Annotated in this window: 18 protein-coding genes; 7 read left to right on the top strand and 11 right to left on the bottom strand. The window is 60.0% G+C overall.

Annotated features, from left to right (window positions below; all coding sequences use genetic code 11):
* Positions 1-97: 97 nt before the first annotated feature.
* The 3 genes from GNF76_RS04215 to GNF76_RS04205 are packed head-to-tail and all read left to right on the top strand — an operon-like array spanning position 98 to position 3,663.
* Positions 98-757, top strand: coding sequence for a paraquat-inducible protein A (locus GNF76_RS04215; RefSeq protein WP_155581910.1), 660 nt, complete (start codon positions 98-100; stop codon positions 755-757).
* Positions 744-1,367, top strand: a complete 624-nt coding sequence (locus tag GNF76_RS04210; protein ID WP_155581909.1) for a paraquat-inducible protein A — start codon at positions 744-746, stop codon at positions 1,365-1,367. Before GNF76_RS04215 ends, GNF76_RS04210 begins: the two co-directional genes overlap by 14 nt.
* Entirely contained in the window at positions 1,360-3,663 is a 2,304-nt protein-coding gene (locus tag GNF76_RS04205) for a PqiB family protein (RefSeq protein ID WP_155581908.1), read from the top strand. The genes GNF76_RS04210 and GNF76_RS04205 overlap by 8 nt, the downstream gene beginning before the upstream one ends.
* Before the next feature lie 170 nt (positions 3,664-3,833).
* On the opposite strand, the gene mksF is transcribed toward GNF76_RS04205, so the two are convergent.
* From mksF to mksB, 3 genes are read right to left on the bottom strand one after another with little or no spacing between them, the layout of a single operon-like run.
* Positions 3,834-6,674: an Mks condensin complex protein MksF gene (gene mksF, locus GNF76_RS04200; protein WP_155581907.1), complete on the bottom strand. Its 2,841-nt coding sequence runs from the start codon at positions 6,672-6,674 to the stop codon at positions 3,834-3,836.
* A complete protein-coding gene (gene mksE, locus GNF76_RS04195; RefSeq protein ID WP_155581906.1) occupies positions 6,671-7,378 on the bottom strand; it encodes an Mks condensin complex protein MksE in 708 nt (235 codons plus the stop codon). Before mksE ends, mksF begins: the two co-directional genes overlap by 4 nt.
* Positions 7,368-8,645: an Mks condensin complex protein MksB gene (gene mksB, locus GNF76_RS04190; protein ID WP_155581905.1), complete on the bottom strand. Its 1,278-nt coding sequence runs from the start codon at positions 8,643-8,645 to the stop codon at positions 7,368-7,370. Before mksB ends, mksE begins: the two co-directional genes overlap by 11 nt.
* 214 nt (positions 8,646-8,859) lie before the next feature.
* Here mksB and GNF76_RS04185 point away from each other — a divergent pair, with 214 nt between their 5' ends.
* Both GNF76_RS04185 and rimI read left to right on the top strand, forming a co-directional pair.
* The gene (locus GNF76_RS04185; RefSeq protein ID WP_155581928.1) at positions 8,860-9,606 is read left to right on the top strand and encodes an energy transducer TonB; all 747 of its coding nucleotides are present in this window, start codon (positions 8,860-8,862) and stop codon (positions 9,604-9,606) included.
* On the top strand, positions 9,599-10,051 hold the full coding sequence (rimI, locus tag GNF76_RS04180) for a ribosomal protein S18-alanine N-acetyltransferase (RefSeq protein WP_155581904.1): 453 nt from the start codon (positions 9,599-9,601) through the stop codon (positions 10,049-10,051). The genes GNF76_RS04185 and rimI overlap by 8 nt, the downstream gene beginning before the upstream one ends.
* Before the next feature lie 306 nt (positions 10,052-10,357).
* Here rimI and GNF76_RS04175 read toward each other — a convergent pair whose 3' ends face one another.
* Entirely contained in the window at positions 10,358-10,744 is a 387-nt protein-coding gene (locus tag GNF76_RS04175) for a serine kinase/phosphatase (protein WP_155581903.1), read from the bottom strand.
* Between the two features lie 152 nt (positions 10,745-10,896).
* Between GNF76_RS04175 and can the strand changes: the two genes are divergently transcribed.
* Positions 10,897-11,541, top strand: a complete 645-nt coding sequence (gene can / locus GNF76_RS04170; RefSeq protein WP_155581902.1) for a carbonate dehydratase — start codon at positions 10,897-10,899, stop codon at positions 11,539-11,541.
* Here can and GNF76_RS04165 read toward each other — a convergent pair.
* From GNF76_RS04165 to GNF76_RS04140, 6 genes are all read right to left on the bottom strand, one after another.
* Positions 11,538-12,053, bottom strand: coding sequence for an SET domain-containing protein (locus tag GNF76_RS04165; protein ID WP_155581901.1), 516 nt, complete (start codon positions 12,051-12,053; stop codon positions 11,538-11,540). The genes can and GNF76_RS04165 overlap by 4 nt on opposite strands.
* 161 nt (positions 12,054-12,214) lie before the next feature.
* The gene (locus GNF76_RS04160; protein WP_155581900.1) at positions 12,215-13,384 is read right to left on the bottom strand and encodes a hypothetical protein; all 1,170 of its coding nucleotides are present in this window, start codon (positions 13,382-13,384) and stop codon (positions 12,215-12,217) included.
* 124 nt (positions 13,385-13,508) lie between these two features.
* Positions 13,509-15,209, bottom strand: coding sequence for an acid phosphatase (locus GNF76_RS04155; RefSeq protein ID WP_155581899.1), 1,701 nt, complete (start codon positions 15,207-15,209; stop codon positions 13,509-13,511).
* 261 nt (positions 15,210-15,470) lie between these two features.
* Positions 15,471-16,889 carry a short-chain fatty acid transporter gene (locus GNF76_RS04150; protein WP_155581898.1) on the bottom strand — a complete coding sequence of 473 codons (1,419 nt, stop codon included), beginning with the start codon at positions 16,887-16,889 and terminating at the stop codon, positions 15,471-15,473.
* A gap of 108 nt (positions 16,890-16,997) precedes the next feature.
* A complete protein-coding gene (locus tag GNF76_RS04145; protein WP_218585279.1) occupies positions 16,998-17,462 on the bottom strand; it encodes a hypothetical protein in 465 nt (154 codons plus the stop codon).
* A 12-nt stretch (positions 17,463-17,474) separates the two neighbouring features.
* On the bottom strand, positions 17,475-18,182 hold the full coding sequence (locus GNF76_RS04140) for a hypothetical protein (RefSeq protein WP_155581896.1): 708 nt from the start codon (positions 18,180-18,182) through the stop codon (positions 17,475-17,477).
* Positions 18,183-18,332: 150 nt separating this feature from the next.
* On the opposite strand from GNF76_RS04140, the gene GNF76_RS04135 reads away from it, so the two are divergent.
* Positions 18,333-19,619 carry an MFS transporter gene (locus GNF76_RS04135; RefSeq protein WP_155581895.1) on the top strand — a complete coding sequence of 429 codons (1,287 nt, stop codon included), beginning with the start codon at positions 18,333-18,335 and terminating at the stop codon, positions 19,617-19,619.
* Positions 19,620-19,625: 6 nt separating this feature from the next.
* On the opposite strand, the gene GNF76_RS04130 is transcribed toward GNF76_RS04135, so the two are convergent.
* The gene (locus GNF76_RS04130; protein ID WP_155581894.1) at positions 19,626-20,996 is read right to left on the bottom strand and encodes a GntT/GntP/DsdX family permease; all 1,371 of its coding nucleotides are present in this window, start codon (positions 20,994-20,996) and stop codon (positions 19,626-19,628) included.
* Positions 20,997-21,038 lie beyond the last annotated feature (42 nt).

The raw sequence follows: 21,038 nt of genomic DNA, 5'->3' as shown, positions 1-21,038 counted from the left end.
CCAAGAACAGCTCCTAACAGTCCGACAATTTTGCACAGTTATTTCTGAGTCAGAACACTAGAATAGGCGCCTAACCTTTTTAGAGTCTGAGTCCGATATGCCCGATCCGGTTGATGCCCTCGCGGTGTCAGATTTACCGCTGGAAGACTTGGTGGCATGCCATGAGTGCGATTTGCTGATGCGCAAGCCAACGCTTGCTCGCGGTGAGAAGGCCCAATGCCAGCGCTGCGGTTATGAGCTGTATGCTCACCGCCACAATGTGGTTGAACGCAGCCTGGCCTTGGTACTCGCTGCGTTGTTGTTGTACGTCCCCGCGAACTTTTTACCCATCATGGAGCTCAATCTACTCGGGCAGTCCTCTCAGGATACTGTGTGGAGTGGCGTTGTCGGTCTGTTTGATACTGGCATGGAAGGCGTTGCCGCAGTGGTCTTCCTCTGCAGCATGGGTATTCCCCTGCTCAAATTGCTGTGCCAACTGGCCGTGCTGCTGAGCATCCGCTGGAACATTGGCCGCAGCTACGGTTTGTTGCTGTACCGCATTTATCACCACCTGCGGGATTGGGGGATGCTTGAGGTCTATTTGATGGGCGTCCTGGTCGCGATCGTAAAGCTGTCGGACATGGCTTCCATCAACGTAGGCTTGGGCTTGGCCTGTTTTATCAGTCTATTAATGGTTCAGGTCTTGCTGGAGGTGGTGATGTCACCTCACCAGATATGGGGAGCATTGTCAGGAGAGGATGCTCATGCGGGCGATTGATGCAGGGATCCTGATCTGCACTGAGTGTCACGAACTGAACAAGCAAGACCCGGACGCCGATGAGCAAACGTGTACCCGTTGCGGTGCTCTGGTCCATGCACGTCGCCCAAACAGCTTGATGCGTACCTGGGCGTTGCTGATCACCGCCGCCATTCTGTACGTCCCTGCCAACTTGTTGCCGATAATGACCGCCAGCTCCCTGGGTCAAGGTGACCCCAGTACCATCATGTCCGGGGTGATTCAGCTGGCTCAACACGGCATGTACCCCATTGCAGCAGTCGTGTTCATCGCCAGTATTCTGGTGCCGACCTTCAAGCTGATAGGCATTGGCCTACTGCTGTTCTCGGTGCAACGCCGCCAGCCACTTTCCGCGCAACAACGCATTATCATGTACCGTTTTATCGAGTTCATCGGCCGCTGGTCCATGCTGGATATCTTCGTGATTGCCATCCTGGTGGCGGTCGTAAACTTTGGGCGATTTGCCAGCGTCGAGGCCAATCTCGGGGCCGTGGCTTTCGCCAGTGTGGTGATTCTGACGATGCTTGCCGCAGTAACTTTCGATCCCCGACTGATTTGGGATAACACGGAGTCGGACGACGACGATGAATGAATTGCCTAAGGCTAAAACCCGCCCAGCTTCCAACTGGTCGGCCATTTGGGTGTTGCCTTTGATTGCTCTGATCATCGGTGGTTGGCTGGGATGGCGCGCCTATAATCAGCAAGGCATCGAGATCCAGGTCCGTTTTGAAAGCGGGGAAGGCATCCAGGCCAACAAGACCGAAGTGGTCTACAAAGGCATGTCCGTGGGCAAGGTCAAAACCCTGGCGTTGGATGATGAAGGCAATAATCGCGGGGTGATTGCTACCATCGAGATGAACAAGGACGTCGAGCAATACCTCAAGACCAACACCCGTTTCTGGCTGGTCAAGCCCAGCGTCAGCCTGGCGGGAATCACCGGCCTTGAAACTCTGGTTTCAGGCAACTACATCGCGGCCAATCCTGGTGACGGCGAGCCAACGCGCAAATTCAAGGCGCTCTCCGAAGAGCCTCCATTATCCGATGCCAAGCCGGGCCTGCACCTGACCCTCAAGGCCGAACGGCTCGGCTCCCTGAACCGTGGCAGCCCAGTGTTCTACAAACAGATCCAGGTAGGCCAGGTCAAAAGCTACCTGCTCTCCGAAGATCAGACCACCGTCGAAATCAAGGTCTACATCGAACCGACTTACGCCAACCTGGTGCGAAAACATACGCGCTTCTGGAATGCCAGCGGCATCAGCATCGACGCTAACCTCTCCGGCGTAAAAGTGCGCAGCGAATCCCTCTCCAGCATCGTCGCCGGCGGTATCGCCTTTGCTACGCCGGAGAACCGCAAGGACAGTCCTCCCACCGATCCGAGCCTGCCGTTCCGTCTGTACGAAGACTTCGACGCCGCCGCCGCAGGCATCCGGGTCAAGGTCCAACTCAGCGACTTCGAAGGGTTACAGGCTGGTCGTACACCCGTCATGTACAAGGGCATCCAGGTCGGTAGCCTGAAAACATTGAAGGTCGCCTCCGACCTCTCCAACGCCAATGCCGAGTTGACCCTGGATCCATTGGCCGAAGATTACTTGGTCCAGGACACTCAGTTCTGGGTGGTCAAACCCTCGATCTCCCTGGCCGGTATCACCGGTCTCGAAGCGCTGGTTAAAGGCAACTACATTGCCATCCGTCCGGGTGACAAGGGCAGCGCCCCGCAACGGGAATTCGTCGCACGAGCCAAGGCGCCACCGCTGGACCTGCGTTCCCCCGGCCTGCACATGGTGCTGCTCACCGAGAGCCTTGGTTCGCTGGAGGTCGGCAGCCCGATTCTCTACAAACAGGTCAAGGTCGGCTCGGTGCAAAGCTATCAGTTCTCCCGCAAGAACAAGCAACTGGTGATCGGCGTTCACATCGAGAAAGAGTACGAAGGCCTGGTTAATGGTTCGACCCGCTTCTGGAATGCCAGCGGCGTGACGCTCACTGGCGGTCTTACCGGCGGCATCCAGGTGAAGAGTGAATCCCTGCAAAGCCTGATGGCGGGTGGTATCGCCTTCGAAACCCCTGAGCCGAACGTGCCGCTGAAAAAGCGTATCCCACGGTTCCGCTTGTTCCCTGACCGTGAAGCCGCCCACAAGCTAGGCACCCTGGTGACCATCAAGGTCGATCGCGCCGACGGTTTAAGCATGGGCACCCCGGTTCGTTTCAAGGGCCTGGATGTGGGCAAGATCGAGAGCGTCGACCTCAGTGCCGATATGCAGTCGGTGCTGCTCAGAGCACGGATCACCGAAGTGCCGGAGCGCATTGCCCGCATCGGTAGCCAGTTCTGGGTGGTTAAGCCAGAGTTGGGGATAATGAAAACCTCCAACCTGGAAACCCTGGTCACCGGCCAATACATCGAGGTCCAGCCCGCCGTGAAAAGTAGCGGGCCGCAAAAAGACTTCGTGGCCTTGGCGCAACCGCCTGAGACCAATGTGCAGGAAGCCGGTTTGAGCCTGGTACTCAGCGCCGCCCGTCGTGGCTCGCTGAAAATCGGGGTACCGGTGACCTACCGTGAAGTCACGGTGGGCAAGGTCACCGGTTACGAGCTAGGCCAAACTGCGGATCGGGTGTTGGTCCATGTGCTGATCGAACCCAAGTACGCACCGTTGGTTCGCAGTGGCAGCCGTTTCTGGAACACCAGCGGCTTTGGTGTCGACTTCGGCCTGTTCAAGGGCGCGACGGTGCGCACCGAGTCCCTGGAGACCTTGATCCAGGGCGGCATCGCCTTTGCGACTCCGGACGGTGAGCGCATGGGCAACCCGGCCCGTGCTGAGCAGACGTTCCCGTTGTTCGACCAGTTCGAGGAAGAGTGGCTGACCTGGGCACCCAAAATCCCGCTCGGCAAATAGACCGAGGCGCGGCCTTCGCGAGCAAGCCCGCTCCCACACTTTTCTCTGTGAAAACATTCAAAATGTGGGAGCGGGCTTGCTCGCGAAGAGGCCCTGAAAAACGCTACACAACTCCACAAAAAAGGCCGCGATCCAATGGATCGCGGCCTTTTGCGTTTCAGTGCAGCCGATCAGACTTCATCCAGCTCCGGCTCATCTGCCTGCACGTTAACGGTCGCCTTCACCACATCATGCCGGCGAATGTACTTCCAGTCCGCCTCATCAATGTAGATCCCGTTTGGCCCGCTGCCGCCTTCCAGGTCAATCGCCACCTGGGCGGAAACCTGCGGCTTCACACTGGCCAGGATCGGCACAAAGCCCAGTTGCAAACTGGTTTCCAGCAATGCCGCCTGGTTCTTCTCGTCGATGTCTGCAGCCTCGTCGAGGTAGTACGGCAGACGCACACGACCGGCCTGGTCGCGGTCCATCAAGTGCAGCAACAAGTACATGTTGGTCAGTGCCTTGATGGTCATGGTGGTGCCGTTGGACGCGGCACCATCGATGTCAGTGTGGATGATCGGCTGGCCATTGACCTTGGTGATCTCGAACGCCAGCTCAAACAGGTCTTTGAGACCCAACTGGTTATGATTCGCCGCCACCAGGCGTGCCAGGTATTCCTTGGCCTCTTCGTTCTTGTTGTCCTGCTCGGCACTCTGGCTCAGGTCGAACACCGACAGGGTTTCGCCTTCTTCATACTGGCCGGCACTGTGGATGATCTGGTCGATATGCTTGAGGGCTTCCTTGTTCGGCGCCAGCACGATACGGAAGCTTTGCAGGTTGGAGACCTGACGCTTGTTGATCTCGCGGTTGAACAATGCCAACTGGTGCTCAAGGCTGTCGTAGTCGCTGCGGATATTGCGCAAGGTGCGCGCGATATCGGTCACCGCTGCACGTCGTGCCTTGCCCAAGGTCAGGGCTTCGTCGGTACGGTGTGCATACGCGTTGATCAGCAAGTGGAGGCGGCGCTCCATATCATCTTCGCTGTCGAACTTGGCCACACCTTTGAGGCGCACCTGTGCGTACAGCGCGTCGATCTGGCCGTCAGCGCGCTGCAAACCCTGCCAACTGTCCTGATAGTCATTGAGCAGCGGCAGCAGGTTGTCCATGGAGTCGTCGACCGGGTCCATGAACGGCGTACCGAACGGCAAGTCTGCCGGCAGCAACTGGCGACGACGCAAGGCGTCATCGAGTGTGCGTTGCTTGGCTTCCATGTCGCCGATCTGCCGGCCCACCAACTGCAGCTTGGCCGACAGTTGCTGGACGCGCTCAGTGAACGCATCGCTGGAGCGCTTCAACTCGTCCTGAGCGGCTTCCATCTGCGCCAGGTTTTCCAGCTTCTCGCCTTCCTCCGCACTCAGCGTCTGGGCACGACGGAAGTCTTCCAGGGCTTTCTGCGCATCCAGTACTTGCTGGTACAGCGCTTCGGTCTGGGTCTTGCTCGCTGCCCGGTCAGAGGCGACGGCTTGCTGGGTTTTCAGTTGTTTGAGTTCTTTTTCCAGACGTTCTTTCTGGTCGCGCAATGCCGCGCGGTCAGCCAGGGCCTGCAACGCCGGTGGCTCGATGTGCGAGATATCGATGGATAGCCCCGGCACTTCAAAACGTTCGCCCTTGAAGCCATCGAGGATCAGCTCCAGGGATTTGACCCACTGGCCGTCCTCATCCAGCGTGATGCCATGTTCACCCAGCGGCAAGCTGAACAACGAACTGTTGAACAGGCGCATCAGGCGCTCGACATCCTGTTGGGAAAACTCTTCGCGCAGTTTGGCGTAGCTGTTGTTATCAGCGTGGTCGAGTTGCTGCTTGACGGACTTCAAGCGTTTTTCCAGGTCCCGCAGGCGCTCATCCAGATCCTCGGCGCTGAACTGCCGGGACTGCGCCAGGGCGCCCGCCAATTCATCGTGAGCATCCTTGGCCGCCAGCAGTTGCTGTTCCAGAACCTTGACTTCATCCACCAGCGCAAAACGATGCTTGAGCACCGACAGTTCGCCCAACCAGCGCTGAATCCCGCTGATTTCCCGCTCCAGGCGCATCAGTTCCTGAGTGCCGCCGCGCTGATCGTTCTGCAGCGCATCTTGCTCGTTACGGTAATGCTCGGCCTGAATCGTCAGTTCTTCCTTGCGTGCACTGGCGTAGTCCGACCAGGTGCCCAGCAACGAGTCCAGCAACGGCGACAGGCGATGCAATTTGCCCCGCAGGATCTCCCGCTGTTTCACACCGTTGGAAAGCGCTTCCACCAGCGGACCAGCGGCCACCAGCGAGTTGTAGTCCTGCTCCATCCGTCGTACATCGCGGAAGGCTTCTTCGCACGCGGCGATGTAATCAACGCTGCCGGAGCGCAGGCTGTGTTCGAAGGCATCGAGGAACAACTGTTTGAGCTTGGCCGCAGTGATTTCGCGCATGTGCAGCAAGTTGATAAACAGCGCACGGAAGGTCTTCAGGCTCTGTTCGCTGGTGGAGCGCAGCGGAATCAGGGTCAGGTCCAGCGGGATCGAGGTGTGCCCGCCCACCAGCAAACGGCGCAGTTCGTCGGGCTTGAGCTCATAGGCTTTCAGGCCTTCGCGCTCAAGGTTGGTGAACAACTCTTTCTGGCGCAGGCAGGTGTCATTCTTCTGGTAATGAGCCAGGTCCAGCTTGCCGGCGTAGGCAAAGAACTGGTGCCCGAAACCGCCGCCCGGGCCGCGACCGACAACACCAATTACATGTGGGCCGTGAGGCAGGGCGACTTCCACGAGGATGTAGCTGGTGTCGGTAGCAAAGTAGAAACGCCGGGATTGCTCCAGGGTGTACTTGCCGAAGCTCATGTCTGACATGCGCGCCAGAATCGGGAACTGCAGGGCGTTGATCGACGCTGATTTACCGAGGTTGTTCGCGCCATACACCGACAGTGGTTCTTCCAGCGGGAACAAGCCCAGGCTGTAACCGGCGGTGTTCAAAAGGGCGAAGCGGCGAATGCCGTAGCGTTCCTTGCTCATGCATCGGTCTCCTGTTCTTCGGCAATGGCGCGGGCCATGGCGTCTTCTTCGCTTTCTTCAGCGAAGTCACTCAAATCCAAGGGATCGTCTGTTTTCAGCAGTTTTTCATCGCTGTCTTCGTCGATCAGCACGGGCACCGGCAAAGGCAACACACTGTGCAGGCTGGCCGCCAGGTCGCGGTCTTGCTGCACGGAGAGGCACACATCAAGGAAGCGATGCATCGGCGGCAGGAAGCGGTAGATACCGTTCTCTTCACTGGCAAACCCGAGCTGGGTCATGCGGCGCATGATTTTTTCTTCCAGCTCTTCCTGGGTCTGCACCTCGGCCTGGATAAACAGGTCGCGGTACTTTTCCAACAAGGACGGCAATTCATCGCGGCCCAGGCTGCCGCCGTCGAGCACGGCAATCGGGTCGCGACCCTGGTCGGCCAAATGTTCAACGATGATGAAGGTGAACAACGCCAGGCGCTGGGCGGTCTTGTTGACCTGCGCGGCGGCAACCGCGGTGTCCGGGACGAAGTAGTAGAACCCCCGGGTATCGCATATCAATTCAAAGCCAAGGGCCTTGAACAGCGTGCGGTACTGGTCCTGGAAGTTCGACAGCTGTGCGTACAGCTCCGGATCGCGGCGGCTGACGTGGTAACCCTTGAACAGCTCGCGAAAGATCGGCGCCAGCTGGGACAGTTCAGATAGATCAAGATGCATAAGGGGTGCTCGCAGAATGCTCGGCCGTATCAATGCTGGCCGGGAGCAGGGCGAAGGAGCGCAGGCTGACCTGGTGCTCGTGAGTGTGGTAATCCCGTCGTTCCAGACGTTCACGCTTGAAGCGCTTTTCCCGCGACAGGCGCGAGAACCAGTACAGCAACTCATCGGTCGCGCCGTCCGGTTCCTGCTCCAGCAGCCAGGTCATCAGGTCTGGCATCGGCAGGGCGTCTTCGCAACGCTCAAGCATTTCCTTGACCGTGCGTGGCGCACGCGGGGCTTCGCCCTTGTGGGATTTGTGCGCCTTGGGGAAACGTGCCGGTTTAGGCTCGAAGTTCGCCAAGGCGTAAACGTAAGCCTCGACCTGGCTGGCACTGCCAAGAAAGGTACTTTGCGGCCGGGTAAACATCGGCATTGCGGCTTGCGGCACGGCGTCCAGGCCCTTGCGGCGGATGGCCGACAAGGCCAGCGCGGCGCCACGGGTTACGGCGTTGTGACGGCGCGCCTCTTCACGTAGCGGTAGCAGCAGTTCGCGGGCGTGACGCAAGGTCAGTTGGGCGCTGGTCTGCATTTCGAGGATGCGCGCATGGGTGCGCAGCAGCATGTCGTCGTCCACCAGGTGGCCGAGGCGTTGCTGCTCGGTGAGCATGCGCAACAGCACGTTTTCGACCTTGCGCACACCTTGTTCGAAGGCGCCGTCGGCGTTGACCAGTTGAATCATCGGTTCGACGTATTCGTCCCAGGTCGCCAGTACTTCGGCGTAACGCTGGCGCAACGGGATCTGCCGGTCGCTGGTCTTGGCCCGGTCGGCCACGGCGGCGAGGGCCTGTTCGTCGTTGGCGAGTTTTTTCAGCACGTCGCGCACGCGCATGTCCAGCAAGCGCAGTTGCCGGGCCAGGTCGTGGCCGTCACGGATGTCGAAGGCGTCCTGGATATAACCGGCCAGGCGCTCGAGGTGGCGCAGGTAGGCTTCGATTTCCAGGCACAGGCCTAGCCGGTGCTCCTTGCGAAGATAGGCGAGGAAGTCGTGGATCTGCGCGTTGAGCTCGAAACGGTTCGGGCTCTTGGCGACAGGCACCAGGATATCCAGGCGAATCCACACGTCCAGCAGGCTGGTGATGTCCTGTGGTGTGCTGTCCAGTTGTTGGGCGGCCAGTTGCGCGCGCAGCTCGGCAAGGCTCAGGGTGCCTTGGTCGAAGTGTTCGCACAGTGGCTCAAGCAGGGCCCAGTGTTCGGCGAGGGCGCGCAAGACGCGCTTGGGTTCGATCATGGGAATGGCCGGCTGGTTGGCAATTAAAAGCAGCGATTGTACTGCATCCTCGGTGAGATTTATCCACAGCCGGTCAGGGCGCGACCGGGAGATGTTTTAAACGATCAACTACGGGCGATCTTCGTCGAAGGGCGGTAGAATCCCCTTTCTTTAGTTATCCACAAGTGGCCGACCCTTGCTTATCGAGTCCCGCCGCCGCGCCTATTTGACCGCCATGCAGGTGGTCAACTGGCTGCCGCGCACCGAACTGCCCTTTGCCGCGCCTTCGCGGCCCGAGATGCTGGAAGCCCTTGAACCGTTCGAGGCTTTCGAGGCGTCGGGTGAGGAAATGGCTGTGCCGGTGGCTGTGGTCAAACCAGCAGTGGAAGCCGTGACTCGGCCCTCGGAGCGGGTCAAGGTTGAAGTACCGCGCCCGTCGCCGCTTGCCAAACCTGCCGCTGCAGAAGAGGCGGTACCGGTGGTCAAGGCCCCGGTCGTGCCGCCGCCGCGCTTTGCCCTGCAACTGTTGCGGGCCGGGCGTTGCCTGCTGCTGGTGGAATTGCCCACCGGCGAGCGCTTCCAGACCCGCGACCCGGCCTATCTGTTGCTCAAGGACATGTTGCGTGCCGCGGGCCTGCCGGACAGCCCGCAAATCGTCGGCGAGCCGGTGCGCTGGCCGCTGTTGGTGCGCGGCACGATGGACCAGGGCCCGGACGCCGCGCGGGACTTCGTACAAGGATTTGTGTCGGCGCGTCTGGAAGATGAGCCGTGCGTTTGCCTATGGCTGATCGGCTTGCCCGCCGTGCGTTTTGCCGGGGAAGCCGATGCCGAAGCCTGGTACCGCGAACTGCAGGTTGAAGGCCTGGGTTCAGTCTGGGCCTTGCCGGGCCTGGAATTATTAATGGAAGAGCCACAGCGTAAGGCTGATGTCTGGCAAGCCATGCGCCGGCTGATGGCGCGTTGGAAAAGTACCGATGAGTGACGCTGTATCCTTTCGCCCGATGACCGAGGCGGACCTCGACGCCGTACTGAAAATCGAATACGCGGCATTCAGCCATCCCTGGACCCGTGGGATTTTTCTCGATGGGCTGGGCAAGTACCAGATCTGGCTGATGTTTGACGGGGAGCAACAGGTGGGACACGGGGTGGTGCAGATCATCCTCGATGAAGCCCATTTGCTGAACATCACCGTCAAGCCGGAAAACCAGGGCCGCGGCCTGGGCCTGAAGTTGCTGGAGCACCTGATGTCCCGGGCCTATGCGGCCAGCGCGCGGGAATGCTTTTTGGAGGTACGTGACAGCAATACCGGCGCGTTTCGGTTGTATGAGCGGTACGGCTTCAACGAGGTCGGCCGCCGGCGGGATTATTACCCCGCCGTGGGTGGCCGCGAAGATGCGGTGGTCATGGCCTGCACCCTCGTCGATTAAACGCACCACCTCATGTGAGAGCGGGCTTGCCTGCGATAGCCATAGGTATCTACACCATTGCGCAGGAGCCTGATTTTTGTAGCCGCTGCCGAGGCACGAGGCTGCGATGCGGGCCGCAGGACCGCCCCAGGGGCCGCTACGCAGCCCATCGCAAGCGGCTACAGGGTTTTTGCAGGATTCAAAAAATGTGTAGATACCTATGCTGCGATAGCATCAGCTCGGTGTTACTGAAAGACCGAAGCGCCTGCATCGCGGGCAAGCCCGGCTCCCACAGGGGCTGTTTTTCATAGTCGGGACGATGGTGCCTCAGCGATTGCCGTCTACCGGATCCCGCTCCGCCATCTCCGCTTCATCCCACCCGTTTCCGCCGCCGATTTCATCTTCATCGACAATACTCAGGTCCCAATCGGCCGGTTCATCGTCACCTTCTTCATGAGCATCCCGCGCGCCGTCCTCACGAATCAGGGTTTGCGGGCTCATGTCATCATCGGTTGAGTCCTCGGTCATGACGGCCTCTTGAAACCGTTCGTCGGGCATCAAGCGTTTGCGCTCTCGGCGTGGAGTTTCATCACCGATCTCCGTCGTCGGCTCCTCCTCGTCAAAGTCCAGCTCCCGCATCGAGCCCATGCGGTCCTCGTTGTCATCAATCGGCTCCGGTTGGGGGGCACCGTAGGGACGTCGTGATTCAGTCATGACCCTTCCTCATACTGTGGGGCTTATAGTGTGTGGACAGGCACTACCCACTAAGATTCAAGGTAATTACAGTTTGCCTTTCTGCATCCCGGGCGTGACCCCGACAGGCGGTCGTCTGTCAAAGCTGCGCATCATTCCTGAGGCTTTCCCTGATGAACGAACTACAAGACCTGCTTGATAACAACGAACGCTGGGCAGATGCGATCAAACAGGAAGATCCCGAATTCTTCGCCAAGCTCGCCCGCCAGCAAACCCCGGAATACCTGTGGATCGGCTGTTCGGACGCCCGTGTACCGGCCAACGAGATTGTCGGTATGCTGCCCGGCGACCTGTTTGTGCACCGCAATGTGGCCAACGTGGTGCTGCACACCGACCTCAACTGTTTGTCGGTGATCCAGTACGCCGTTGACGTGCTCAAGGTCAAACACATCCTGGTCACTGGCCACTATGGTTGCGGCGGCGTGCGCGCCTCGATGCAGGACCGCCAGTTGGGCCTGATTGACGGTTGGTTGCGCTCGATCCGTGACCTCTATTACGAACATCGCGAAGTGCTTGCGCAATTGCCCACGGAAGAAGAGCGGGTTGACCGCCTCTGTGAGCTGAACGTGATCCAGCAAGTGGCCAACGTCGGCCACACCAGCATTGTGCAAAATGCCTGGCACCGCGGGCAGAGCCTGTCGATCCATGGTTGCATCTACGGGATCAAGGACGGGCGCTGGAAAAGTTTGAACGCCACCATCAGTGGTTTCGAGCAATTGCCGCCGCAATATCGTCTGCGCCCGGTCGGCGCGGTTTAAGGGCGTTTGCGTTGGCGCCACTGCTCCATAAACAGCTGGCCATCGGCATTCAAGGTCTCCTTCATGCCGGTGATCCAGCCTCGGCAGTTGAGTTCGCCGCATTGGCAGGCGAACTGCTGGAACAACACATCTTCAGTGCTGGCGTAATCCATGGTCAGTAACGTACCGCGGGGGATGGGCAGGATCGACCACAACTCAAGCTCGCTGATGTCGAGGAACACGTTTGGGTTGCATGAGTGCGACAGCAAGCCGCTGAACCACAGGTCGTGCAGGTGGATACGAGCAGAAATCTGCAGCGTGTGCAGTTGCCGCTCGCCCAGCGCATAGCCGGACACTTTGGCAATACGTATACGGCTGTCGAAAGCGGTCCTGGATTTGATCCCCGCACCGTAGCGAGTCTGTACTACCTGAAAATCGCGCGTCGACGGATAGCCAGGCTTATCGAGAAGGGCCGCAAAGGGGTAAAGGCAGTCACTTGCAGCAGATGCCTTATCCATGGCTTGAGTTTTCATCACTCTCCTGAGTTTTGCTGCTCTGACCTGTTGGCAGCAATGGGCATGCCAGTCATGCAACTGATGGGTTCGCCTCAAGGTTCGCTGAAGTGATGGCCAATATCTACTGTCAAATCTGACAGTAGATATTGGCTAACTGGTGCGTAAGACAACTCCGATCCTTAAAGGGCAGGGGCGCCAATGGACGGGGCGGGAACTGCCCCCTTCAATTGTTTCAGCTGAGCCTTGACCCCTGGCGTGGCGCACTTGGCATTTGCCTGTTCGGGCGTCAGCTCGCGAATCGAGGTATAGAACAGTTCGCAGGTCTGCTCCTTGCGCGTCACCTGCCACGTGTTCATGCAGGCCTTGAGTTGCACGTTGGCATCGCTGGCCGGTCGCTGTCCCATTGCGGCTTGCCAGCAGGCAGCACTCAAGTCCTGGCCCATGACTTTCAAACCGGCTTCGTCGGCCTTTTGCTCGTCGCCGTCATAGGTGTTCGGGTTGGCGGCATACCAGATGTAGCTGGGGTGGTTGGCACCCAGTACCGCCACCTTGCTGTCTTCAGTCGGGCTGATTTGTGCCAGGCCCAGTACGCCTACCGTTTGCCCGTATTGCTGTTTGATCCAGCTGCGCACCGGCGCGCCAAACGCCACCATGGGTAATGAGCCGCTGGCCTGTTGGCTGAGTTCCTTGACCATCCGCGTCTGGTACTCGGTGAAGTAGCTGTAGACGCCCTCCAGGTCCTTGCCGGCCGTGGACGGGGCGGCAATCGGGGCGATATCGATGATGGTCTGGTACTCCGGCGTCTGGGTCGCCGGGATACCGTTGGCGGTGAGCAAGGTGGCCCAACGGTCGGTGGTGGCCGACTCCAGGTAGTCCTGGAAATGGGTCAGGGAGTAATCCGGCGGAAAGTGCATCAGTTCGATGCTTTTGCGGTTTTCCAACGCCATGCCCAACGGCAGGAACAAGTACCAGTTGAACTGCCACTTGCCGTCGTTGTTGAGTTTGCTGGCGCCTTGGTAGGCGAGGTCGGCCGTGTTCAGCAGCGTGGTCAACGGCTGGCCGTAGCTGTCCGGTACACCACTGAATGTAGCGAGGACATTGCCCTGATCGGTTTTTACGCTGACTTTGGCCCGGCTGTAGCCGTCACGTTGCAAGCTCTGGTTCAGGTAGTGCTCAACGGTCTGCTCCAACGTCATCGGACGAAAACAGATGACGCTGCAGTTGTTGGGGTAAGCGAACAACTGGGTGACCCGTTGCGGGGTGCCCAGCGGTACCTCGACATCGGCTTGTACGACCGCACTTAAGGTGAGTGCGGCCAGGGTGAAGGACAACCTGGTCAGTTTAAACATGCTTGGTTCCTTGTCAGCGAATGCCCGTCTGCGCGGGATGAATGCCCACCCTCACACAGTAGCGGTTGACCAGGAAACGCGCGTGGCTAAATGCGGTTTTTTGCCGGGCATTCGGCAAAAACGGTTACACCTTGAAGTGCAACGCGTTGCTCAGGTCTCCCATGGGTTTCTGGCCCCGGGCGACCATCGACTCATCCCGCAGCTTGAGGCCATCGAGCTTCTCCAGTTGGAATACCCGTGTGATCAAGCGCAGGACCGATGCGGTGTCGTAGACCGTATGGTCCACCGTGCCTTTGCGCGCGAACGGTGAAACAACCAATGCCGGAATACGTGTCCCAGGCCCCCAGCGGTCGCCCTTTGGCGGTGCAACGTGGTCCCACCAGCCGCCGTTTTCGTCGACTGTGATGATCACCACCATATTCTTCCACTGCGGGCTTTCCTGCAGCACCTTCAAGGCGCGCGTGATATGCCGGTCGCCCGAGGCTACGTCGGCGTAACCGGCGTGCATGTTCAGGTTGCCCTGGGGCTTGTAGAAAGACACGGCAGGCAGCGTGCCCGCTTGGGCGTCGGCCAGGAAGTGGTTGGTACTTGGTTCGTCGCCCAAGCCACCGTCGCGCAGGCGTTTCTTGCGCTCCACCGGGTTTTCCGGGCCTTGCTGCTTGAAGTAGTTGAACGGCTGGTGGTGGTACTGAAAGCTGGGGATTTTCGGAATGGCCACCGAGTCTTTGTGCTCGTCAATCGTTGCCTGCCAGGCGCCGCCGTACCAGGCCCAGTCGACATTCTTCTTCGACAGCTTGTCACCGATGTGTTCGTGGGACTGTGGCACCAGCACGCTGGGCAGGTCCGGCTTGGCGTAATCCGGGCGTTCCGGGTCGCGGATCCAGGTTGGCCAGTAGGGCGGCGCCATGGTGTTGACCGCATAGCCATCCGGGGTCAGGGCGCTGGGGCCAAACTGGGGTGGGCCAGTCATGGCGCTGGCGGGGGATTTGTCCAAAGGCTTGAGGCGTGTGTCGGTCGGGTCGTCGCTCTGCAACATGGCGATCTGCGACTTGGCCACCGAGTTAGCCGCGTCCGGATAAAACGGCACTTGAGCGCTGATCAGGTATTGATGGTTGAGGTACGAGCCACCAAAGGCACCCTGGAAAAAGTTATCGCAGAGTACGAACTCCTTGGCGACATCCCACAGGCGCAGGGAGTAGCGCGTTTGCGGGTAATAGCCGAATGTCAGCGCCCCCGAATCAGCCCAGGCAACAAAACGGTCGTTCTTGCCGCCATTGATCTGCATCTGGTTCTGATAGAACACGTGCCACAGGTCACGGGTGATCAGGCTTAACGGCAGGTCTTCGCCGTTCGGACCTTTCAGTGCGAAAGGTGCGTTGGGCAGGTGTTCCTGATATTGGGTCGCGATGGGGTAGACCACACCATCAATGGTCTGCGGGCCAAGCTGAGTCACGCCGCCCCATACCTCGGGCAGGGTGTCCAGCAAGCTGCCGTCGCGATCCTGTTGCTGATAGTCCGCAGGCTTGAGCGCGGAGAGCGGGCTTTGTACGCCGGGGAAATCCGCAAACAGGTTGTTGAAGCTGCGGTTTTCGCCGTAGATCACCACAACGGTTTTCACGTTGTCGTGCAGGGCCTTGTCCAGTTCGGCAGGAGACAGCTCGCGGTCCACCGGTGTGCAAGGCTGCTCAGCGGCACCGCCGCAGGCGCTGAGGGTCGCCCCCGCGCCGAGTACGGCCACCCCACCCAGAAAGCGTCGACGGCTGGAGTCGGGGAGGGTGCCTGCGGTGTTTTTGGAGGCGTTCTGGTCTTCTGTTTCGTCGGTCATCCGAGGCTTCTCGCGGCTATTTTTGATTTATTTATTACTGGATGTTTCGTTGAAAAGGGGCGAAATATGGCAAAGCTTAAACGCTTCAGTCAATAAGGCGAGGTCTTGTGGCGTAAGGGTTCTGTGTGTGACTGATGGGTGTTGCAGCGTGGCCGCGCTGCAACGCGTTCCTCGCCTTGATCGGATGGGGAATCGATCAAGGTGAAGGACGCATTGCCGGGCTTCGCTGTGAAGTTTAAGCGGGCAATGTGACAGAAGCGTTTACGGCATCACGGGCGGCAGGTATTTAAGCGTCGTTCCCAAGGCCCACAGCAGAAACAGCACCAGCGGCGTATGCACCAACAATTGCACGAACGAAAAGCCAATCAAATCCCGTGCTTTGAGCCCCAGCACTCCGAGCAGCGGCAGCATATAGAACGGGTTGATCAGGTTCGGCAGCGCCTCGGCGGCGTTGTAGATCTGCACTGCCCAGCCCAGGTGATATTGCAGGTCATTGGCCACCTGCATCACGTAAGGCGCTTCGATGATCCACTTGCCGCCGCCCGACGGAATAAAGAAACCGAGCACCGCCGAGTACACGCCCATCAGCAGGGCGTAGGTGTCGTGGGACGCGATGGAGGTGAAGAAAGTCGAGATATGGTGAGCCAGGGTCTGGCCGTCCCCGCCTTTGACCACGGTCATCAATGCTGCGATCGAGCCATACAGCGGAAACTGGATCAGCACCCCGGTGGTGGTCGGCACCGCGCGGGCCACGGCGTCGAGGAAGCTGCGCGGGCGCCAGTGCAACAGTGCGCCCACCATCAGGAACAGGAAGTTATAGGTGTTCAGCCCGGAGATGGCACTGATCGCCGGCTTGGTCGAGAACTCATGGAACAGCCACCCGGCCGCGAGCAACGCCAGCAGGATCGTCAGCAACGGGCTGTGTTCCAGCCATTCGCCCGGACGGCTCGGCGGCTGTGGCTTGGGCAGATTGAAGGCCGGATCGACCCCACAGGCCTTGGCGTCACGGGCGCTGTTCGGCCCCGGTGCGGTGGCGTAGGCGATGATCAGCGAGACCACGATCAGTGCCAGCAGCAGCACACCGGACTGCCAGAGAAAAATGGTGTCGGTGAAGGGAATCATCCCGGTGATCGACAGGATCGACGGCGGCAGACTGGCCGGGTTGGCCTGCAACTGCGCAGCCGACGACGATAACCCCAGGGCCCAGACCGCACCGAGACCCAGATAGGCCGCAGCGCCGGCGGCGCGATAGTCCATGCGCAAATCCGTGCGCCTAGCCAATGCCCGTACCAACAGGCCGCCGAACACCAGGGACAAGCCCCAGTTGAGCAACGAGGCGACCATCGAGATCAACGCCACCCACGCCACGGCGGAACGGCCGTTTTTCGGGATACGCGCCAGGCGGTCAATCAACTTGACCGCAGGCGGTGAACTGGCGACCACATAGCCACCAATCACCACGAAGGCCATTTGCATGGTGAACGGAATCAAGCTCCAGAAACCATCGCCAAAAGCCTTGGCAGCCTCGGTCGGCGCGGCGCCCATGCTTAATGTCGCCACGGCGACAATGATCACGGCGAGGGCGGCAAACACCCAGGAGTCAGGAAACCAGCGCTCGGCGAAGTTCGAGCAACGCAGGGCGAAACGGGCATAGCGGCTATCTTCGATATCAGCGGCCATGAAGCTACTCCAGATTTTTATGATTATGGTGGGGCGCAGGGCCGCAGGAGGGCCCTTGGGTTCAGTTGCCCACAGTAAATCAAACCGGAGAGAAAATGGCAGTCCGTTTCAACTGGCCTGAGGCTTGGGATTGCCCCGCAGGATGAAGTGCCGGGAAAACCCCAGCCGACGACTGACGCCAGCGGGTTCGGACACCAGTGGTAAGCGAAACTGTGGGTGCTGCAACAGCTCCAGGTGCCAGATGGTATCGCCGATAAACCGAAAGCTCAGGGTGTCGCCATCACCCAGCAGCAAATCATGAAAATGCCCGCTGCTGTACGCCCCGCCGAGGGTCGCCGAGTCCTGCAGCGCGCCACGTTTGTCGAGCAGATGAATGTTGAGGCCTTCTTCAAATGGCACATCATCCGTCAGAAACAGCAGGTAAAAGCTACGCCATTGCACGGCGGCTTCCAGTACCGCACCACTGACGAGAGTGCCACTGGCGATGCCCTGCAACAGTACTTCGCTGGTGGGAATCACGTTTTCATCGGCGTCGGGCTGATGCCGGATGCTGACCTCTGAAGCCAACCGCATCATTGCGTCTCCTTAAAAGAGCATGTCCATGCCAAAAGCGGCCAATGCTCCACCGACAAAGGCGCCGACAGTGACGCACACCGGTGCTCCAGGCCCGCAGGCCAAACCGGCCAAGGCCCCCGAGGCCATGCCGCCGACAATTCCCGCACCCGTCACGGCAATCTCCCGGCCCGCCGCCTGGGTCTTGTCTTCGGCATTCATCACGTTATAAACCGAAACAGCGATCGACAGCACAATCAGCCCGCGTCCGAAGCGGGATAGGTTGCGCATCGTGGCGGTAACCCGCGGGTTGGACTTGCCAGCCGATTTGACGATTTCGGCGTACACCGCGTTCTGCTGTGACGCCGACAAACGGCTGAAATCCGCCGTCGGCCCATGCAGTTGCAGGGTTTTGCGCGCCACCAGCTCGTTGAGCGTCTTGCCCTCACTCTTCAGTTGCTGGGCCATGGCCCGGCCAACCGGCGTGCTGCGCGCGCGAATGATTTCCATGATGGCGTTGCGCGCCTCTTGCGCCTGGGACGCGGCTTGGGTCCAGGTCAGGCGGCCGCTGGCTACCTGCATACGCAAATCATCAGCCATCAGCTTGATGCGCTGGGTATAGGCCAGGCGTGCGCTGGCATCGATACTCAGGTGGGTACCGATGCTGGCGACTTCAGCCTGCAGCGCCTTGATCGAGCTTTCAAAGGCGGCTTGTTGCTGACTCTGCACTGGGGTCGTCATGGCGGGCCTGCATTCGTCCGTGAGGGTGATCGAGTATGCCGCCAGAGATTGTCGGTTGGAAGAACCTCCGCTTACCGGGTTGATCGCGCCAGGGTTTGCGTAGACCATGCCCCCGCATACCGTTATCTCTTCAATATTCAGAGTTTCGCCATGACTGCCATTTCTTATCCACAGGCGCAGCGTTTCTCCCGCTCCGACTACAAAACCCTGGGCCTGGCCGCCCTTGGTGGCGCCCTGGAAATCTACGATTTCATCATCTTCGTATTTTTTGCCCTGACTTTGAGCCAGCTGTTCTTCCCGCCGGAAATGCCCGAGTGGCTGCGCCTGCTGCAAAGCTTCGGCATCTTCGTCACCGGCTACCTGGCACGGCCGCTGGGCGGAATCCTGATGGCGCATTTCGCCGATCACCTGGGGCGCAAACGGGTGTTCAGCCTGAGCATCCTGATGATGGCCTTGCCCTGTCTGCTGATCGGGATCATGCCGACTTACGCGCAAATCGGCTATTTCGCGCCGCTGATCCTGCTGGCGTTGCGCATCCTCCAGGGCGCAGCAGTGGGCGGCGAAGTGCCCAGCGCCTGGGTGTTTGTCGCCGAACACGCGCCGGCCAATCACCGTGGTTATGCCCTGGGGTTCCTGCAGGCCGGGTTGACCTTCGGCTACCTGCTCGGGGCGTTGACGGCAACGTTGTTGGCGCAAGTGTTCACCCCCGCTGAAATTCTCGACTACGCCTGGCGCTTTCCATTCCTGTTGGGCGGTGTGTTTGGCGTGATCGGTGTGTGGCTGCGGCGCTGGCTCAGCGAAACCCCAGTGTTCCTGGCGATGCAGGCCCGTCGTCAAGCCGACGCCGAACTGCCGCTGCGTACCGTCTTGCGCGAACACCGCCATGCTCTTTTGCCGGCGATGATCCTCACCTGCGTCCTCACCTCGGCGGTGGTGGTACTGGTGGTCATCACCCCGACCATGATGCAGAAAAGCTTTGGCATGAGTGCCAGCCACACCTTCGCCCTGAGCGCGTTGGGCATCGTCTTCCTGAACATCGGTTGTGTACTGGCCGGCTTGCTGGTGGACCGCATCGGCGCCTGGCGCGCGGTGCTGGTCTACAGCCTGTTACTGCCGGTGGGCATTGCGATCCTGTATGCCAGCCTCATCGCGGGCGGCGTCTGGCTCGGCGCAGCGTATGCGATTGCCGGCTTGAGCTGCGGCGTCGTGGGTGCGGTGCCGTCGGTGATGGTCAGCCTGTTCCCGGCGCAGATTCGGGTATCGGGGATTTCCTTCACCTACAACATTGCCTACGCGTTGTGGGCGAGTACCACACCGCTGATGTTGATCGCGCTGATGCCGACCAGCCCGTGGATATGCGTCGGGTATTGCGTAGTGATGGGCGCGGTCGGGGTGCTGAGTGCGGCGCACTTTGGCAGGCGCCACACCCTGGCTTGATGGGCGTTACGTCAAAAAGTGCCAGAGCAGCAAGGTGCCGACCAGGCCGACGACTGAGACAATGGTCTGCAACACCGACCACACCCAAATCGTTTGCTTCAACTGCAAGCCAAAGTACTCGCGCACCATCCAGAACCCGGCATCGTTGACGTGGCAAAAGAACACCGAGCCCGCGCCAATCGCCAGGGCCACCAGTGAGCTTTGTGTCGCCGCCAGCCCCGCCATCATCGGCGCCAGGATGCCCGCCGTTGTAGTGGTGGCCACGGTCGCCGAGCCGGTGGCCTGGCGCAAGGCCACGGCGATCAACCACGCCAGCAACAGATACGGCATGTGGGCGCCTTCAGCGAACTTGCTGATGGTCTGGCTGACGCCGGCGTCCAGCAGGGTTTGCTTCAAGCCGCCGCCGGCACCGATGGTCAACAGCAACACGGCGATAGGCGCGAGGGCTTTGCGCAGCGTGTTGCCGACATCGGCGCGTGGCATGCCGCTGGCCCAACCCAGGCAAATCACTGCGGCAATCACCGCCAGGCCCAGGGCAATCAGCGGTTCACCGAGGAATCTCAGGGTCAGGGCGACCGTGCTTTCCGCTGGCATGGCGACCTTGGCCAAGGTGCTGCCCAGCATCAGGATCACCGGCAACAGGATGATCAGCAGCGACACGCCAAAACTTGGCTGGCGCGGCGCCTTGGGCGGGGCGCTGAACAGCGCGCCGATGTCGGCGGGCTCGTCAACGTGCATGCGCTTGGACAGCCAGTTGCCGTAGAGCGGGCCGGCCAGGATCACCGCCGGAACCGCCAGGCAAAAACCCAGCAACATGGTCAGGCCCAGGTCGGCGTGCAGCGCGCCTACAGCAATCAGCGGCCCAGGATGCGGTGGCATCAGCGCGTGCAGGGTGGTCATCCCTGCCAGCGCCGGAATGGCGATTTTCAGCAGCGGCTGGTTCGAGCGCTTGGCCATGACGAAGATGATCGGCACCATCATCACCAGGCCCACTTCAAAGAACAGCGGCAAGCCAATCACCATCGCCACCAGCGCCATCACCCAAGGCAATGACTTGCCCTTGCCCAACCCCAGCAGGGTGGTGGCGATACGGTCGGCAGCGCCGGATTCGGCCATCAGCGCGCCGAGCATCGAGCCCAGGGCAATGATGATCCCGGCCTCACCCAGAATCGCCCCGGCGCCTTTGCTGAACGCCTTTGCCACCTCTTCAGGCGGCAACCCGGCACCGACGCCCGCGATAAAGGTGCCAATCAGGATCGACAGGAACGGCGGCAGCTTGGTCGCGCTGATCAGCACAATAATGCTGGCGATGGCCAGCAGGACGCAGAACATGAGGCGGGTGTCGTGAACCATCCACGCGGCAGTCGATAACTCCAAAACGGGACTCCTTATCGAACAGGTTGGCTAATATGTTTCTTT

The sequence above is a fragment of the Pseudomonas spelaei genome (assembly GCF_009724245.1).
GTDB lineage: Bacteria > Pseudomonadota > Gammaproteobacteria > Pseudomonadales > Pseudomonadaceae > Aquipseudomonas > Aquipseudomonas spelaei.
The sequence above is the reverse complement of the archived record's forward strand: the minus strand, read 5'-3'. Positions and strand labels throughout refer to the sequence as shown.

Excerpts from the sequence above, each read along its gene's own strand:
- GNF76_RS04215 (WP_155581910.1), top strand. The coding sequence starts at position 98 with ATGCCCGATCCGGTTGATGCCCTCGCGGTGTCAGATTTACCGCTGGAA.
- GNF76_RS04210 (WP_155581909.1), top strand. The coding sequence starts at position 744 with ATGCGGGCGATTGATGCAGGGATCCTGATCTGCACTGAGTGTCACGAA.
- GNF76_RS04205 (WP_155581908.1), top strand. The coding sequence starts at position 1,360 with ATGAATGAATTGCCTAAGGCTAAAACCCGCCCAGCTTCCAACTGGTCG.
- mksF (WP_155581907.1), bottom strand. The coding sequence starts at position 6,674 with ATGAGCAAGGAACGCTACGGCATTCGCCGCTTCGCCCTTTTGAACACC.
- mksE (WP_155581906.1), bottom strand. The coding sequence starts at position 7,378 with ATGCATCTTGATCTATCTGAACTGTCCCAGCTGGCGCCGATCTTTCGC.
- mksB (WP_155581905.1), bottom strand. The coding sequence starts at position 8,645 with ATGATCGAACCCAAGCGCGTCTTGCGCGCCCTCGCCGAACACTGGGCC.
- GNF76_RS04185 (WP_155581928.1), top strand. The coding sequence starts at position 8,860 with ATGCAGGTGGTCAACTGGCTGCCGCGCACCGAACTGCCCTTTGCCGCG.
- rimI (WP_155581904.1), top strand. The coding sequence starts at position 9,599 with ATGAGTGACGCTGTATCCTTTCGCCCGATGACCGAGGCGGACCTCGAC.
- GNF76_RS04175 (WP_155581903.1), bottom strand. The coding sequence starts at position 10,744 with ATGACTGAATCACGACGTCCCTACGGTGCCCCCCAACCGGAGCCGATT.
- can (WP_155581902.1), top strand. The coding sequence starts at position 10,897 with ATGAACGAACTACAAGACCTGCTTGATAACAACGAACGCTGGGCAGAT.
- GNF76_RS04165 (WP_155581901.1), bottom strand. The coding sequence starts at position 12,053 with ATGAAAACTCAAGCCATGGATAAGGCATCTGCTGCAAGTGACTGCCTT.
- GNF76_RS04160 (WP_155581900.1), bottom strand. The coding sequence starts at position 13,384 with ATGTTTAAACTGACCAGGTTGTCCTTCACCCTGGCCGCACTCACCTTA.
- GNF76_RS04155 (WP_155581899.1), bottom strand. The coding sequence starts at position 15,209 with ATGACCGACGAAACAGAAGACCAGAACGCCTCCAAAAACACCGCAGGC.
- GNF76_RS04150 (WP_155581898.1), bottom strand. The coding sequence starts at position 16,889 with ATGGCCGCTGATATCGAAGATAGCCGCTATGCCCGTTTCGCCCTGCGT.
- GNF76_RS04145 (WP_218585279.1), bottom strand. The coding sequence starts at position 17,462 with ATGCGGTTGGCTTCAGAGGTCAGCATCCGGCATCAGCCCGACGCCGAT.
- GNF76_RS04140 (WP_155581896.1), bottom strand. The coding sequence starts at position 18,182 with ATGACGACCCCAGTGCAGAGTCAGCAACAAGCCGCCTTTGAAAGCTCG.
- GNF76_RS04135 (WP_155581895.1), top strand. The coding sequence starts at position 18,333 with ATGACTGCCATTTCTTATCCACAGGCGCAGCGTTTCTCCCGCTCCGAC.